Below are 15,086 nucleotides of genomic sequence, written 5' to 3' on the forward strand. Positions count from 1 at the left end.
ACCGATGAGTTTCGGCCCGCCGCGCGGTCTACACGGTCGACACCGCGCACGTCGGGACGCGCGAACGAGTCGGAGGAAACCGTATGCACACAGTGACGTCGAACGACGGTACGACCATCGCCTACGACCGGTTCGGCGACGGGCCGCCGGTCGTCTACGTGGGCGGCGCGTTCTGCGACCGGTCGACGGGCGCGCCGCTGGCCGAACTGCTGGCACCGCGCTTCACCGTCTACTCCTACGACCGCCGCGGCCGCGGCGCGAGCGGGGACACGGCGCCGTACACGGTCCGGCGGGAGGTGGAGGACCTGGAAGCCGTCATCGCCGCGGCCGGCGGATCGGCGTCGGTGTTCGGCATCTCCTCCGGCGCCGCCCTCGCCCTCGAAGCCGCGGCCCAGGGCGCGGCCGTCACCCGGCTGGCGATCTACGAGGCGCCCTTCACGCCCGATGGCGATCACGCCCAACTGCGGCAGGCGAAGGAGGACGGGGCGCGGCTCACCGAACTGCTGTCGGCGGGCCGCCGCGCCGACGCGGTCGAGTTCTTCATGACGGGTGCGGGAGTCTCCGCGGAGGACATCGCTCAGATGCGGGGCGCGCCGATGTGGTCGGCGCTGGAGCAGATGGCGCCCACGCTCGCCTACGACTACGCGGTCATGGGCATCAGCAGCAGCGGAGGCGCGATACCGACCGAACGGGTGGCGGGCATCGCTGTGCCGACGCTCGTGCTGGACGGCGGCGCCGGTCTCGCGTGGATGCAGGAGGCCGCGGAGACGGTCGCGAAGACCCTGCCGCACGGTCGGTACCGCCGCCTGGAGGGGCAGACGCACGAGGTGGACCCCGAGGTCCTGGCCCCCGTGCTGGAGGAGTTCTTCGCCGCCGCTGCGGAGGGGACGCGGTAGCCGGGCGCCGCCGGAGGTCGTCGAACGGGTCACCGGCATGCTGCCGGAGTCCTGAGGACCGCGGGCCCGGCTCTTTTCGGGAGGTCCTCTAAAAGAGCCGGACCTCGGCCGGGGCCTCGAGGTCGAGCAGGTAGCGCTTGCGCGCCAGGCCCCCGGCGTAGCCGGTCAGGGAGCCGTCGCTGCCGACGACCCGGTGGCAGGGCACGATGACGCACAGCGGGTTGCGGCCGTTGGCCGTGCCGACGGCCCTGGTCACCGAGTGGTCCCCGCCGCCGAGCGCCTCGGCCAGTTGGGCGTAGCTGCGGGTCCGGCCGTAGGGGATGGCGGCCACCAGGTCCCAGACGCGGCGCTGGAAGGCGGTGCCCCGCGGCGCGGTGTCGAGGGTGAAGGCGGTGCGGGTTCCGGCGAAGTACTCCGCGAGCTGCTCCTCGGCCCGCTCGAACCCGGTGGGCGCGCGCTCGCCGAAGGTCGCGGGGTCGGGCATGCGGGCGTGGTCCCGCATGTACAGGCCGTCGAGGACTCCGTCGGTGGCCACCAGGGTCAGCGCCCCGACCGGCGAGTCGATGATCGTGTGGGTCCTCATGCGGTCCCCCTCCTCGTCTCAGTGGCCGCTGCGCCCCGCCCCGAGCACGGGCGCGGTTGGACCGGTGCGCTCCAGCCGATCGCTCTCACACCGGGTAGACGACGGCCGGCGCCGTTTCGTGAGATCGGGCGCCGCGGTTGCCGGAGGCATCGGGGCTGCACGCCGGCCCGGTCCTGCGCCCGCACTCACCGGAGCCGGGAGCCGGAACCGAGGCCGTCGACGCGGTCCGCTGGCAGGGGCTACGAGGTTGGCCGGAATCCGGCGGTCGGCTAGGTTGTCGCCATGCACACCGTCGCCGTTCTCGCCATGGACAAGGTCGTGCCCTTCGACCTCTCGACCCCGATCGAGGTGTTCGGGCGCACCCGCCTGCCCGGCGGGCGCGCCGCCTACCAGGTTCTGATCTGCGCGGCGGAGGAGGAGGTCGACGCGGGGACCTTCACGCTGCGCGCCCCCTGGGGACTGGAGGCCCTGGCCAGGGCCGACACCGTCGTCCTGCCCGGCACCGCCGACCCGGCCGCCGGCGTCTCCGCCGAGGTGCTCGACGCGGTGCGCGCGGCGGCCGCCGACGGCACCCGGATCGCCTCCATCTGCGTCGGCGCCTTCGTCCTCGCGGCCACCGGCCTGCTCGACGGGCTGCGTGCCACGACGCACTGGGCCGCAACGCCGGAGCTGGCCAGGCGCCACCCCGCGGTCGAGGTCGACCCGGACGTCCTGTTCGTCGACAACGGCCAGTTCCTGACCTCGGCCGGCGCCGCAGCGGGCATGGACCTGTGCCTGCACATGGTCCGCCGGGACCACGGTTCGGCGGTGGCCGCCGACGCCGCCCGCATCGCGGTGATGCCGCTGGAGCGCGACGGCGGGCAGGCCCAGTTCATCGCGCACGAGCCGCCCGCGCCCGACGGGGCGTCGCTGGAGCCCCTCCTCCGCTGGATGGAGGAGAACGCCCACCGCGAGCTCACCCTGGACGACATCGCCCGGCACGGCGCGGTGAGCACCAGGACCCTCGGCAGGCGCTTCCGCGAGCAGACCGGCACCACTCCCCTGCAGTGGCTGAACCGCGCCCGGCTGCGCCGGGCGCAGCACCTGCTGGAGACCACCGTCCACCCGGTCGAGCGGATCGCCGGACAGGTCGGGTTCGGGTCGGCCACCACCTTCCGCGACCGCTTCAAGCGGCTCGTCGGGACCAGCCCGCACGCCTACCGGCGCGCCTTCCAGGCGCCGGCGCCGGACTGAGGGCCCGCCGCCCGGGGGGAAGGCGCGCCGCGCCGGGGTCAGCGGTCGGCGCCCGCTTCCGCGGAGCGCGGCCCGCGGTCGCGCACCAGCGCCCTCGTCGCCAGAAGACCGCCCACCCCGGGGACCCAGGCGCGGATCCTGGCCCCGACCGAGGCGCCCGGCACCAACCAGGTGGCCGCGACGACCATGAGGTAGGCGCAGCCGTGCACGGGCCCGATGATCGAGGAGACGGGCGCCCAGTGCACGGTCAGGAGGTTGCCCAGGAGCACCACGAGGGACAGCGCCTCGGCGGCGGAGGCGAGCCGCAGGAAGGGGAGGTCGCGCGGCACGGCACACCCCCGTTGTCGACCCGGGGCGCACGATCATCAGCACGACCACGACCGCCCAGAGGAGGTTGAAGATCCCGGTGGCCATGGCCAGGCGGGCCCCGGCACGCGGGCCGTCCCGCCGGTCCGGCGCGGCCTCCCCGTCCGGTGCCGCGATCTCGGCGATCACCCGCTTCTGGCCGGGGAGGACGACCGCGACCAGCACGGCGGCCGCGAGCGCCGTGAGCGCGATGGAGATGATCAGCCACGTGTCGCCGAGCACCCGCAGGCTGATGGCGGTGGCCAGCCCGAAGACGGGCACCACGATGCCCAGCACGGCGTAGCCGCGGCAGACGCGGTGCAGGACCGCAAGGACGGCCCCGGCCCGGCCGTCGGCGGGGGCCGCGTGCGCGAGGCGCGCGTACCGGGGGAACATGCTGGCCGCCACGGCCACCGGGCCGATGGCCAGGATCGCCGCGAGGACGTGGACGCTCAGGAGGAACTCGGTCACGGGCTGGTCTTTCCGACGTGGGCTGGGTGGGCGGGAGGAACCGGCGACGGCGCGCCGCCGACCGGACGCCGGGAGGCGGTCGGCCGGCGCCGGCCGATCCGGCGGTTCACGGCGCGACCGGTACGGGACCCTCCGGGCGCCACACCGTGCCCCGGCGCTCGTACTCGAACAGCTCCTCCACCGCGCGGGCGATCCGCGGCCCCAGTTCACGTTCCAGGAGGTACAGCCCGAGGTCCAAGCCGGAGGTCACTCCTCCCGCGGTCACCAGGTCCCCGTCGTCGACGACCCTGGCCGCGACGGCGGTGGCGCCGGTGGAGGCCAGGACGTCCATGGCCATGCGGTGCGTGACGGCGTTGCGGCCGGGGATGAACCCGGACAGCGCGGGCAGGAGCGAGCCTCCGCAGACCGTGGCCACCGTCAGCCCGGGCTCCTCCAGCGCGGCCTTCAGCCCGGCCTGCAGCTCCGTCTCCAGGACCCGCGCCAGGACCGCCGCGATCGTGTCCGGCCCCTCGCCCCCGACCTTCCCGGAGGCCCCGGGGAAGACGACCAGGTCGGCGCGGTGCGGGTCCAGCGTGGAGCTCGCCGTGAGGCCGACTCCGGGAGAGCCGCTCGGGACCAGGCGGGGCCCTTCGGCCGAGACCGTCTCGACGGTGAGCGCTCCCCCCGCGGCCGAGCCCCCCGCTGACAGCACCTCATAGGGGGCGACGGCGTCCATCAGGTCGAAGCCGTCGAACAGCACGATCTGCGCGAGCATGCAAGAGATCCTTCCTCGTTCGAGTGCGGCCTGAAGGCCGCGGCGACTCGAAACTAGCCACGAGGGAAGATCCGCAGAAGTGGCCGGATCGCCACAAGGCAACGGATTCCCGCCAAGCGCTGTGGCGCCGAGTACCGGAATCCACATGCCCGGCCCCGGCCGTTCGGGTCCCGCGCCGCGCTCGCAGCGCAGGCCCCTGCTATTCGGACGCGGGCGGAGCAGCGGCGCGGAGGAAGAGCGCGCCCGTGGCGTGCAGGTGGTCGCGCAGCTCGGGCGGGCCGACCACATCGAAGTCGGCGCCCAGCGCCGCGAGCACCAGGAGCGGCCAGCTCAGCTCGTCGACGTTCATCATCAACCGGCACGACCGGTCGTCGACGGCCTCGACCGTCCCCCAGCGCGACACGACCCGCTCGACCTCGGCCGCCGTCGCCCGCACGTCCACCACCACCTGGTAGCGCGTCGGTATCGAGGCCATCCGGTCGCGGACGAACGCGGCCGCGTCGCCCCCGGGAACCTCGCGCGGGCGGAACCGGACGCCGATCGCCTTCGGCCCGGTCAGCCGGTCGACCCGGAAGGTGCGCCAGTCGTCGCGCTCGACGTCCCAGGCGACGAGGTACCAGCGGCGCCCCATCGACACCAGCCGGTGCGGCTCGACCAGCCGCCTTGCCGGCTCGTCGCCTCGGGCGGCGTAGGTGAAGCGCAGCCGCTCGTCGTCGCGGCACGCCTGGGCGATCACCGTCAGAGCGAGCGCGTTGACCTTCGGCTCCTCGCCCATGACGGCGGGCACGGTGTGGGTCTGCAGCGCGTCGACGCGTCGGCGCAGCCGCGGCGGCATCACCTGGACGACCTTGGTCAGCGCGCGCACCGACGTCTCCTCGATGCCGTCGACGGCGCCCCCGGCCGCCGTGCGCAGCCCGACGGCGATGGCCACCGCCTCCTCGTCGTCGAGCAGCAGCGGCGGCATGGCCGTGCCGGACCGCAACTGGTAGCCGCCCGCGACGCCTCGGCTGGCGTCGACCGGGTAGCCCAGTTCGCGCAGCCGGTCGACGTCGCGGCGCAGCGTTCGCTCACTCACCTCCAGCCGGTCGGCCAGTTCGCCGCCCGGCCAGTACCGATGGGTCTGCAGCAGGGACAGCAGTCGCAGCATTCGTGCACTCGTATTCGCCATGACTCCAGATTCCACGACATTGAGGCCAGGAAGTGGCCGGAATCGATTCTAACTTGGTCCCCATGAGCACCACGATGATCCGCACGAGCGGACTGACCAGGTATTTCACCGTCAAGAAGAAGACGGTCGAGGCGGTGCGCGGCATCGATCTGCATGTCGAGGCCGGGGAACTGGTGGTCCTTCTGGGTCCCAACGGGGCGGGCAAGTCCACCACCCTGCGCATGCTCACCACGCTGCTGCCGCCGACCTCGGGCAGCGCCGAGGTGGCCGGATTCGACGTGGTGACCGGTCAGCGCGGCGTGCGCAGCCGGATCGGCTACATCGGCCAGGGCAACGGGGCCGGGCACAGCCAGCGGGGCCGCGACGAGCTGATCAGCCAGGGCCGGGCCTACGGGATGAGCGTCGCGGCGGCGCGCGCCCGGGCCGCCGAGCTGAGGGAAAGCATGAGTGAAGGACACGACCACGGGTGCCAAGCTCAGGCGGTCTTGAGTGAGATCTGTGTTTCGTGTTCGAGCACCCGCCGTCAGGGACGGTGTCCGTGGTCGGGTTCCGCGGGCGTGCCGTGCTTCTCCCCTGAGGCAGCGGGACGGTGGGCGAGACGGTCGAGTTGGGAGACCAAGGCGGCCAGGAGTGTGAACGCGGTGGCTAACACCAAGGGCAGGTGTGCCCACACGCCGATGATCGCCCCAGCCGACGCTGTCCCAGCCGATCCAGCGGTGATCTTGAGCGCGCCGATCCACACGAAGATCTGCCCGCGCGCCTGGGGAGGGGAGTACTCGGTGCGGGCGGCCAAGGTCGCGGCGAAAAAGTAGGCGTTGGCGACCCCCACGGCCGCGTAACAGAGCACCGCCGCCCACAGGTTCGGTGCCACCAGCGCCAAGGCCAGGGCAACGGCCACGGTCAGGGCCAGAAGGGTCATGAGGCGATCGGCCTCCCCACGCGCGGGACGAAGCATCATCCCCGCTGAACCGGCGAGGTTTCCGGCGCCGTAGGCGGCGGTCAGGGCTCCGGCAGCGGCAGCGGCAGCGCCCAGCTCGGTGGTGGAATGGACCGCGGTGATGGGCAGGACCGCGACCGCCCAGGCAACCACGATGGTCAGGTACAGGGTGCGGCGCAACCGCCCCGAGGCCAGCATGATGCGCAGGGTCCGCAGCGGGCGCGGCACCTGGGCGCCATGTGCGGCGGGGGGTGCGAACGGTAGCAGGAACACCAGACCAGCAGCTGCGAACGTCGCTGCGGCCAGCACCAGCGCCGCGACCGTCGGGGAGGACCCGGCCGAGATGAGCGCGACGATGGTCGGCCCCAGGGTCCCACTGAGCCCGTAGGTGGCCACGTCCCAGCCCTGGGCGCGCCTTTGGCCGTGCCGGGTGGTCCCGGCGATCGCGGGGAGCCTGCTGCTGATCCCGCCGGTCAGGAAGGGACCCACCAGACCGGAGGCGATCAGCAGCAGAGCCGGTACCGCTGCGGGGGTGTGGGGGTAGGCCAGCACCGCCGCGGCCAGGGTCGCCCCGTGCACCAGGGCCGCCAAGGCGATGACCTTGCGCCCGTCGGCGGCGGTGTCCAGGGGGCGAGCCACGAAGGGACCGAGCAAGTGCGGGGCGGTGATGCACGCCCCCAGCAGCCCGCCCACCCAGGCCGGGCCGCCATCGGAACTCACGATGAGCACCACGGCGACCACACCCCCGGCATCGGCCGAGCGGGCCAACGCCGCAGCCACGACGTAGCGTGCGAGACCCCCTCTGGGAGGTGAGGTAGCGCGGCTCATGACAGGTGCAGTTCCTCCACCACACGCACAACCTGCTCCCGCTGGGAAGCGGTCAGCCCCAGAAGAGGGCGGGGCAGGCAGGACGGGGGGACCAACCCCAGGTGTTCGGCGATGGCCGCCGTCACCCGCAGGCTGCCGTGGGCGGCGAACAACTCCCACAACGGACGCAGGCGCTCGGAGTGGGCCAGGGCGCCCTCGGGGTCGCCCTGGCGTGCGGCGCGCACGATCGGCAGCACCGCCTCGGGCAGGGTGCCGCCCACGACGGAGAACCATGCCTGGCAGCCGGCGTTCAGGCCGGTGGCGGCGGCGCTGTCCCCGGACACGCCGATGCTCACGTGGTCGGGCACGACCGCGCGGATCGCCTCGACGCGCTCGCGTGCCGCGTTTGCCCCCAGCGGGACCGGGGGGATCTTGATCGCGGCCACGTTGGGCAGGACGGCGATGCGCGCATACAGCTCGGTCGAGAAGGTGAAGTGCGTCGTGACCGGATTGTCGTAGACCACCAACGGCACCGACACTCCTACGGTGACGTCCGCATAGAGTTCGAACACGTCCTCGTCGGTGAGCGGCTGGTAGCTCATGGGGGCCAACAACACGGCCGATGCCCCGGCTTGTTGGGCGTCCTCGGCCAAGGCCTGCACGTGAGAGGTGCGCAGCGCGCCGATACCGACCACCACCGGCACCCCACCTGCCGAACGCACGCTGGCCCGGGCGACCTGGCGGCGCTCGTCGCGGTCGAGGTAGGCGTAGGAGCCGGTCGAGCCCAGCGCGCCGATCGAGTCGACACCGGCGTCGACCAGGCGGGTGATGAGTCGGGCGTGTGCGGCTTCGTCGAAGCGGCCCTCGTTGAGCGGGGTCAGGGGGAAGGCGCTCAGTCCGGTGAACATGGGGTTCTCCTAGTTGATTGAGGCAAGGGTGGTGGCCAGGCGTGCGGCGAAGGCTTCGGTGTGCTCGGGGGCCAGGGTGGCGGTGGTGATGCGGATGGCCGGTCGGTGGGTCAGGGTGAACAGTGATCCGGGGCGCACGGCCCACCCGTGCTCGGCCAGCTCCTCCACCACGGCCGCCTCCGCGTCCTCGGCCAGCGGTATCCACACGTTGAGACCGTCCGGACCGGCCAGCCAGGGCACGCTGTGAGCGTCTAGCGCGTCGGTCAGCAGCCGACGGCGACGTGTGTACACCTGGGCGGCGTGGTCCAGACGTGCCGGTGTGGCGGGGTTTGTGAGAACCCTGGCGACCAGGTGTTGCAGGAGGTGGCTGACCCACGTGGCCGCCGCCAGGCGGGCCTGCAACCGGGCCGCGGTGTCGGCATCGCATACGGTCAGGCCCAGGCGCAGGTCCGGACCCAGGAACTTCGACACCGAGCGCACCAGCGCCCACCGTGTGGATTCGGGTGGGGTGATGCGCCAGTAGGGGGTGTGGGCTAGCGCTGAGTAGTGGTCGTCCTCGATCACCAGCACGTGCGGATGATCGGCCAACAGGGCGCGCAACTCCCGGGCGCGCTGCTCGGTCAGGCTCGCACCGGTCGGGTTGTGCGCCCGAGGCGTGCACACTACCGCCCGCGCCCCGGCTTCCAGGGCGGCCCGCAACCCCTCGGCGGCCATGCCGTGTTCGTCCATTGGCACTGGCAGAGCACGGTAGCCGTTGAGGCGGAACGTGCCGATGCTCGACAAGAAGCACGGGTCCTCGACCGCGACGGCGTCCCCGCGCGTCAGGTGCGCGCTCAGCAGACGCTCCACCGCGTCCACGGCCCCGTGGGTCAGCACGAGGGTCCCCGAGTTTTCGGTGTCGGGGAGCATGCGCCGCCGAGCCCAGTGGTTCAGCGACTCGTCGATACCGGGAGCACCGTACAGGACGGTCTCGTAGCCCTGAAGGTCAGGCAGCGGCGGCAGGAGCGCCGGGTCGGGGTTGCCGTCAGCGAGGTTGACCGTGTTCACGGGCGCTGACGCGCCTTCGCTGGGTACGGGGACGACGTCGCGCACCACCGTGCCCCCGCGGCGGCGGGTCTCGACCACACCTGCTGCTGCCAGCGCGGCGTAGGCGGCTGCGACGGTGTTGCGGTTGACTCCTTGCCGGGATGCAAGTCCACGAACCGAAGGCAGGACCTCCCCCGGGCGCAGTTCCCCTTGTGCGATCAGAGCGCGTACCGAGTCGGCGATCGCGGCGGCGGTGTCTCCGGTGATGGACGGCTCTTCAGGCATGCCTCCACCATACATATATGTCCTAGGACAAAAGAAAAGGGTGTCTGGTCGGGTGCGGTCAGACCCGACACTCCGCACCGGGCGCGAATCCAGATCCGGAGATGTCCACCGCACCGGTGAAGGTCCTCCTCAGTGCCTGTGTGCTCCTTGCGGTGCCGGCCCCCCGTTCCCTTTCGGGAAGGAAATCTAGGCGGCATGTGCTCCCGGTCGGCCACGCGGGGCGCGGTCAGGCCGTGGTAGCGCATTCCTCGATGAGCCCCTTCATTCCGCGAGGCGCTCGGCGCGCTCCGGCGCCGGCTCCCCGCGCTCGCCGGAGCGCGCCTCGGCCTCGGAGGTGACCCCGACGACGTCGACGGACTGGGCCGGATAGAAGACGCTGAGCCCGCGGACGATATGTCCCGGCCGATCGGTGGACAGATCCGTTCGGCCACCGTCTCCCGCAAGGGCGGGCACTGGTGCGTGTCGCTCCTGATCCTGGTTCTTCAGGGCCGGGAGGAGGTCAAGAGTTGCGTGAACATCATCCGCCTCCACCTGCCGGGTGAGTGCGTGGCGAGCGCTGGACCACGGCGCTCTCCACTGCGAACGATCGCCGACTCTTCCGAATGACGGGGTCGACCGCTGCGAAAGTCGCGGTCACGAAATCGGTCGCCTCCCGGCGGGGGTCACATCTCCCGTACCACTCGGGCGGGGTTGCCGACCGCCACGACGTCGGCCGGCAGGTCGCGGGTGACGACGGCCCCGGCGCCGACGACGGTGTTCGCGCCGATGGTCACCCCGGGGCAGACGATGACGCCGCCGCCGAGCCACGCGTTGTCGCCGATCGTGATCGGCTGCGCGGCCTCCCACTTGGCGCGCCGCGCTTCGGGCTCCACCGGGTGGGTGGGGGTCAGGAGCTGGACGTTGGGGCCGATCTGGACATCGGCGCCGATGGCGATCCGGGCGACGTCGAGCAGGACGGCACCGAAGTTGATGAAGGTCCCGGCGCCGATGGTGATCTGGTGGCCGTAGTCCACGTGCAGCGGCGGCCGCACCTCGGCGCCGTCGCCGACCTCGCCCAGCAGCTCGACCAGCAGGTCCCGGCGGGCCCCGGGGTCGGCGGCGCTGCTCGCGTTGAAGCGCTCGCTCAGCAGCGCCGCGCGCCGGAGGTCGGCCGCCAGCTCGGGGTCGTCGGCGATGTGGAGCTCACCGGCGAGCATGCGCTCCTTCTGGGTGGCCACGGCGGTTCCCTCCCAGGGACGGCGCGGCGGCCACCCTTCGTGTCGACGGCACGGCATCGAAAAGACCGGCCCAGCCTAGTCCGCCGCGGCATCGGCCGCCGCATCCGGGATCCGTGCGCCGTCACGCGGTCACGGCGACGGCCTCGACCTCGACGAGCTGGTGGTCGTAGCCCAGAGCGGCCACGCCGAGCAGGGTGCTGGGGGCGTCGTGCTCCCCCATGTACTCGCGGACGACCTCCCAGGCCTCGACCAGGTCGGCCTGGTCGGCCGACGCCACGTACACGGTGGTCTTGACGACCTGGTTCAGGGATGCCCCGGCGCCCTCCAGCGCCGCGATGAGGTTGCGCATCACCTGGTGCGCCTGGCCGGCGTAGTCCCCCACGGCGACCGTGTTCCCCTCGGTGTCGAGGGGGCAGGCCCCCGCGGTCCAGACGGCGCGCACCGGGACCTCGGCCGCGGCCGCGTAGGCGTAGTCCACCGCGTCGGTGAGTTCTCGATTGCGGATCAGCGTGACTCTGTTGTTGATCATGCTTCCATGATCGGCCGCCCGGGACGCCGCGCACCACCGCCCGCGGCGGCCCGAACCGGCCGGGCGTGAGCGCGCCGATAACGGAAGCCCCGAACCGCGATTTGAGGGTTATCTGTACGACATGCACGTCAGGCGTTGTCGATGCCGCTCAAACCCTCTAAAAACACTTCAATGAGAAACTTGAAGGGTAACTGCTCATCAGAGGGCCGGGGAGGTTTTCGGCGTGGACGCTACTGCCATGACGCACTACATCAGCGAGACGTTCGACGGGGTTCGGGCCGTCGAGAGCTCCGGGGACACGTTCTTCACCTACGACCCGGACGGCGATCTCCCCGAAGACCGCTGGCTCCCCTTCGCCACGGTCGTGACCGGCGACGACCACGACTCCGTCTCCGGCCTCGACGCCCCGGAGGCCTACAGGCTCAACATCGGTCTGACCAAGGCCGCCTACACTTCGCGGTTCGGTCCCGCCCCCACGGACCGTGACGAGCACGGCGTACTCGACACGGGGTTCGACCACTCGGAGCGGGACCGGGTGATGCCGCACCCGTACTACGCGTCCCAGTACTGGATATGCGTGGTGAACCCGGGCGCGAACACCACCGATGACGTAGCGCGCCTGCTCGACGAGGCTCACCGGTTCGCGGCCCGCAAGCACGCCAACCGCTCCGGCAGGGGCGTCCGCGGCCGCGCGCAGGATTCCCGGTAGCGGCCGCCGGGTACGGCCGCACGACGCGGTGCGCGCAGGGGGCCACCTCACGCCGAGCCTTCTGCGGCGGCGCGGCTCACGAGTGCCCTAGGAAGTACCGGCTGGTCTTCCGACCCGCAACCGCGGCCTTCTTCGCGCGCATGGGCTTCGCCAAGCACGGCCCGACTCCGCGACCGGCTCCCACCGGCGCGGACCGGGTCGGGCGGTGAGGCCGAGCGGCGTGGCGACGTCGGCCCGCACCACGCCGCTCCAGCGGGTCCTCACCGGACCTGAGGCGAGCGACCTGCTCGGCGAGTCAGCCGCTTTGGCCGGCGGGGTCGGGGTGGGGCAGGGCCTCGCCGGTCTCCAGCAGTGTCTTGAGGCTGGACAGGAGCGTCGGCCAGCCTTCACCGACCATCTCCAGCACGGTGCTCTCGGGGCCGAAGCCGTCGTGCACGACGGTCAGCTTGACCGTCTCCCCGAGCGGCTCGATCTCGAACGTCACCTTCGACCTGCGTTCGTTGGCCAATTTGGCGAGTACCTCATCACTCACCCCGGCGCTCTCGGCCCACTCCGGCGTGAAGGTGTGCCAGGTGTAGGACAGTCGGCGGTAGGGCTCGGATTCGAGGACGACCTGAGCGGAGTCGATGATTTTCCTTCCGCCTTCCTCCCAGGTCATCGCCGACCCCGTCTTCCAATCCGATTCGAACGTCACCCCCCAGTAGCGACGGGTGAAAGCCGGGTCGGTCAACGCCAGCCAGAGCCGTTCCGGCGTGGTGCTGATGTAGGTGGTGTAGACGAACTCGGGATTGCCCATGGATTCTCGCTCCAATGCCGTCTTCAGATCGGCGAGCGCATGCACCCGCTCGCGGTCGTACTGGTCGATCCATCGCTCAGCGATGGCGTTGATCGGCGCGGCGTTGAGGTAGTGCAACTTCTCCCGGCCACGCCGCACCGTGGTGACCAGGTTGGCCGCTTCCAGCAGGGCCAGGTGCTTGCTGACGGACTGCCGGGCCATGTCCAGCCCGGCGCACAGCTCTCGCAGGCTCTGCCCATTGCGGGTGTTCAAGTCGTCGAGCAGCCGGCGGCGGCTGGCATCGGCCAGCGCCTTGAACACCTCGTCCATCTTCGCTCCTCAAAAGTGCAGCCGATTGGCTGCATAAAACATAGGCAGCCAACCGGCTGCATGTCAATGGCCGGTAACCCACCCAGGTCGGAGCGTTGCACTCCGTCAGCTGACTCTTGGCCGATCCGCACCCGACTACGCGGCCGGGCTGTCGGCGGCATCCGGGAGCGGGTGCTCACCGCCCTGCCCGCCCGGATCGGCGGTGCGCCGAAAAACCGGTGGACAGGCGGTGCTCCGAGCGGTGGGATGGGACGTCGTTGCCCAAGGCGAGGAGACGTGGATGTCAGCAGGCGGTTCCGACGAGGTGCCGATCGACGCGGCCCTGGTGCGCCGGCTGCTCGCGGCGCAGTTCCCGCAGTGGGCGGACCTGCCCGTCTCGCCGGTCCCGCAGTCCGGGATGGACAACGCGACGTTCCGGCTCGGTGCGGACATGTCCGTGCGGCTGCCCCGTTACCCATGGTGGGTCGGGCAGGTGGAGCGGGAGCAGCGGTGGCTGCCGCGGCTCGCCCCGCATCTGCCGCTGCCCGTCTCCGAGCCGCTCGCGATGGGGACGCCCGCCGAGGGCTACCCCTTCCCCTGGTCGGTCTACCGGTGGCTGGAGGGCGGGGCCGCGACCACCGACGGCCTCGCCGACCCGGTCCGGACCGCGATCGAGCTCGCCGGGTTCATCGCCGCCCTGCAGGGGATCGACCCCACCGGTGGGCCCGGCCCCGAGCAGAGCAACGCGTTCCGCGGCGTGCCCATGGGCGACGCGCGCGACTCCTTGGCCGCCGACGCGCGCGTCCGCCCCAAGATCGCGGCGCTGAAGGGCATGGTCGACACCGACGCGGTGATGGCCGTGTGGGAGGCGGCGCTGGCGGCGCCCGCGTGGGACGGTCCGCCGGTGTGGATCCACGGCGATCTCGCGACCGGGAACCTCCTGGCCGTCGACGGCAGGTTGAGTGCCGTCATCGATTTCGGGACGCTGGCCGTTGGCGACCCCGCCTGCGACCTGCTGCCCGCGTGGAAGTTCCTGCCCGCCGAGGCGCGGGGCGCCTTCCGCGCGGCGCTCGACGTCGACGACGCGACCTGGGCGCGGGGCCGCGGCTGGGGGCTGGCCGCCTCCTTGCCCGTCCCCGACGACCCCTTCTTCGACGACCCGGCGCGCGTGACCACCGCCCTGCACCACCTCGACGAGCTCATCGCCGACCTTTACTGAGGTTTGCAGAAGTTGCGTCGGATGGTTCTCTCGCCGGTCTTGGCCTTATCGGGCCTGAAAACGCTGCGACAACCCCCACAAGGTCAACTTGGGTTTTAACCTCGGCCCCCAGAGGGTTGGCGCCTCCCGGACGACCGGCGCTTCGCCGCGCCGGATCCGGACCGCAGCGCGGGCCCGGAGGCCGCTGCCACCGGCTCGCATCGGCCATCTTGACAAGGGTTATTGCCGCATCGGCAAAATGGTGGCATGGCCGATGACGACTTCGCGAGCGTGCTGACCGAGGTGGGGCCGCGGCTGCGGGCCCTGCGCCAGACGCGCGGCGCCACGCTGTCCCAGTTGAGCGAGACCACCGGGATCTCGCTCAGCACCCTGTCGCGCCTGGAGTCCGGGCAGCGCAAACCGACCCTGGAACTCCTGCTCCCTCTGGCCAAGGCCCACGGCGTGCCCCTGGACGAGCTGGTCGGCGCGCCGCCGACCGGCGACCCCCGGATCCATCCGCGCCCCTTCACCCGGCACGGCCAGACCTTCGTGCCGCTGACCCGGTACCTCGGCGGCCTGCACGCCTACAAGCAGATCCTCCCCGTCAGCGAGGCGAAGGGCGCACGGCCCGAGCAGAGGACGCACGAGGGCTACGAGTGGCTCTACATCCTGTCCGGCCGGCTGCACCTGGCCCTGGGGGAGCGCGACCTCGTGCTCACCGCCGGCGAGGCCGCCGAGTTCGACACCCGCATCCCCCACGGCTTCGCCAACGCCGGATCCCGGCCCGTCGAGTTCCTCACCCTGTTCGGGCCGCAGGGCGAGCGGATGCACGTCCGTGCCCGCCCCACCGAAGCGTGACCCGCTCCCGGCGAACCGGCGACGCGGCGCCGTCGGTTCCGGGGCGACCGGTTCGCCCGCGTGCGGCCCGGAGTGGAA

The 15,086-nt window shown here is 72.0% G+C and carries 17 protein-coding genes and 1 pseudogene; 7 read left to right on the plus strand and 11 right to left on the minus strand.

Features of this window, described 5'->3' with window-relative positions:
• Positions 1-83: 83 nt before the first annotated feature.
• The gene (locus HDA32_RS12885) at positions 84-896 is read left to right on the plus strand and encodes an alpha/beta fold hydrolase (RefSeq protein WP_179643411.1); all 813 of its coding nucleotides are present in this window, start codon (positions 84-86) and stop codon (positions 894-896) included.
• Positions 897-984: 88 nt separating this feature from the next.
• On the opposite strand, the gene HDA32_RS12890 is transcribed toward HDA32_RS12885, so the two are convergent.
• Complete coding sequence (locus tag HDA32_RS12890) at positions 985-1,479, minus strand: methylated-DNA--[protein]-cysteine S-methyltransferase (RefSeq protein ID WP_179643412.1); 495 nt, start codon at positions 1,477-1,479, stop codon at positions 985-987.
• Between the two features lie 282 nt (positions 1,480-1,761).
• Here HDA32_RS12890 and HDA32_RS12895 point away from each other — a divergent pair, with 282 nt between their 5' ends.
• Entirely contained in the window at positions 1,762-2,712 is a 951-nt protein-coding gene (locus HDA32_RS12895; protein ID WP_179643413.1) for a GlxA family transcriptional regulator, read from the plus strand.
• A gap of 38 nt (positions 2,713-2,750) precedes the next feature.
• Here the strand turns inward: HDA32_RS12895 and HDA32_RS12900 are convergent, their stop codons facing one another.
• Positions 2,751-3,041 (minus strand): DUF3817 domain-containing protein, encoded by a 291-nt coding sequence (locus tag HDA32_RS12900; RefSeq protein WP_179643414.1) that lies wholly within the window; start codon positions 3,039-3,041, stop codon positions 2,751-2,753.
• Positions 3,042-3,106: 65 nt separating this feature from the next.
• Here HDA32_RS12900 and HDA32_RS31775 point away from each other — a divergent pair, with 65 nt between their 5' ends.
• Positions 3,107-3,361 (plus strand): hypothetical protein, encoded by a 255-nt coding sequence (locus HDA32_RS31775; protein WP_179643415.1) that lies wholly within the window; start codon positions 3,107-3,109, stop codon positions 3,359-3,361.
• Between the two features lie 273 nt (positions 3,362-3,634).
• On the opposite strand, the gene HDA32_RS12910 is transcribed toward HDA32_RS31775, so the two are convergent.
• The gene (locus HDA32_RS12910) at positions 3,635-4,282 is read right to left on the minus strand and encodes a DJ-1/PfpI family protein (RefSeq protein WP_179643416.1); all 648 of its coding nucleotides are present in this window, start codon (positions 4,280-4,282) and stop codon (positions 3,635-3,637) included.
• A gap of 199 nt (positions 4,283-4,481) precedes the next feature.
• On the minus strand, positions 4,482-5,450 hold the full coding sequence (locus HDA32_RS12915; protein WP_218882433.1) for a helix-turn-helix transcriptional regulator: 969 nt from the start codon (positions 5,448-5,450) through the stop codon (positions 4,482-4,484).
• A 74-nt stretch (positions 5,451-5,524) separates the two neighbouring features.
• Between HDA32_RS12915 and HDA32_RS12920 the strand changes: the two are divergent.
• Positions 5,525-5,896, plus strand: a pseudogene (locus tag HDA32_RS12920) (ATP-binding cassette domain-containing protein); the annotation flags it as partial.
• 77 nt (positions 5,897-5,973) lie between these two features.
• On the opposite strand, the gene HDA32_RS12925 reads toward HDA32_RS12920, so the two are convergent.
• The 6 genes from HDA32_RS12925 to HDA32_RS12950 all read right to left on the minus strand — a co-directional run bounded on the left by HDA32_RS12925 (position 5,974) and on the right by HDA32_RS12950 (position 11,159).
• A complete protein-coding gene (locus HDA32_RS12925; protein WP_179643418.1) occupies positions 5,974-7,215 on the minus strand; it encodes an MFS transporter in 1,242 nt (413 codons plus the stop codon).
• A complete protein-coding gene (locus HDA32_RS12930; RefSeq protein WP_179643419.1) occupies positions 7,212-8,102 on the minus strand; it encodes a dihydrodipicolinate synthase family protein in 891 nt (296 codons plus the stop codon). The genes HDA32_RS12925 and HDA32_RS12930 overlap by 4 nt, the downstream gene beginning before the upstream one ends.
• 9 nt (positions 8,103-8,111) lie before the next feature.
• Positions 8,112-9,413 (minus strand): aminotransferase class I/II-fold pyridoxal phosphate-dependent enzyme, encoded by a 1,302-nt coding sequence (locus HDA32_RS12935; protein ID WP_179643420.1) that lies wholly within the window; start codon positions 9,411-9,413, stop codon positions 8,112-8,114.
• Between the two features lie 261 nt (positions 9,414-9,674).
• Positions 9,675-9,866: a hypothetical protein gene (locus tag HDA32_RS12940; protein ID WP_179643421.1), complete on the minus strand. Its 192-nt coding sequence runs from the start codon at positions 9,864-9,866 to the stop codon at positions 9,675-9,677.
• Positions 9,867-10,075: 209 nt separating this feature from the next.
• Positions 10,076-10,609 (minus strand): sugar O-acetyltransferase, encoded by a 534-nt coding sequence (locus HDA32_RS12945; RefSeq protein WP_179646665.1) that lies wholly within the window; start codon positions 10,607-10,609, stop codon positions 10,076-10,078.
• 142 nt (positions 10,610-10,751) lie between these two features.
• Positions 10,752-11,159, minus strand: a complete 408-nt coding sequence (locus tag HDA32_RS12950) for a RidA family protein (protein WP_179643422.1) — start codon at positions 11,157-11,159, stop codon at positions 10,752-10,754.
• A gap of 223 nt (positions 11,160-11,382) precedes the next feature.
• Here HDA32_RS12950 and HDA32_RS12955 point away from each other — a divergent pair, with 223 nt between their 5' ends.
• Entirely contained in the window at positions 11,383-11,868 is a 486-nt protein-coding gene (locus HDA32_RS12955) for a DUF6194 family protein (protein WP_218882434.1), read from the plus strand.
• Between the two features lie 295 nt (positions 11,869-12,163).
• Here the strand turns inward: HDA32_RS12955 and HDA32_RS12960 are convergent, their stop codons facing one another.
• Positions 12,164-12,973, minus strand: a complete 810-nt coding sequence (locus HDA32_RS12960) for an ArsR/SmtB family transcription factor (RefSeq protein ID WP_179643423.1) — start codon at positions 12,971-12,973, stop codon at positions 12,164-12,166.
• A 280-nt stretch (positions 12,974-13,253) separates the two neighbouring features.
• Between HDA32_RS12960 and HDA32_RS12965 the strand changes: the two genes are divergently transcribed.
• Positions 13,254-14,171, plus strand: a complete 918-nt coding sequence (locus HDA32_RS12965; RefSeq protein WP_179643424.1) for an aminoglycoside phosphotransferase family protein — start codon at positions 13,254-13,256, stop codon at positions 14,169-14,171.
• A gap of 246 nt (positions 14,172-14,417) precedes the next feature.
• The gene (locus HDA32_RS12970; protein ID WP_179643425.1) at positions 14,418-15,008 is read left to right on the plus strand and encodes a helix-turn-helix domain-containing protein; all 591 of its coding nucleotides are present in this window, start codon (positions 14,418-14,420) and stop codon (positions 15,006-15,008) included.
• Positions 15,009-15,086: the final 78 nt, after the last annotated feature.

This window comes from Spinactinospora alkalitolerans (genome assembly GCF_013408795.1).
In the GTDB taxonomy this organism is placed as follows: domain Bacteria; phylum Actinomycetota; class Actinomycetes; order Streptosporangiales; family Streptosporangiaceae; genus Spinactinospora; species Spinactinospora alkalitolerans.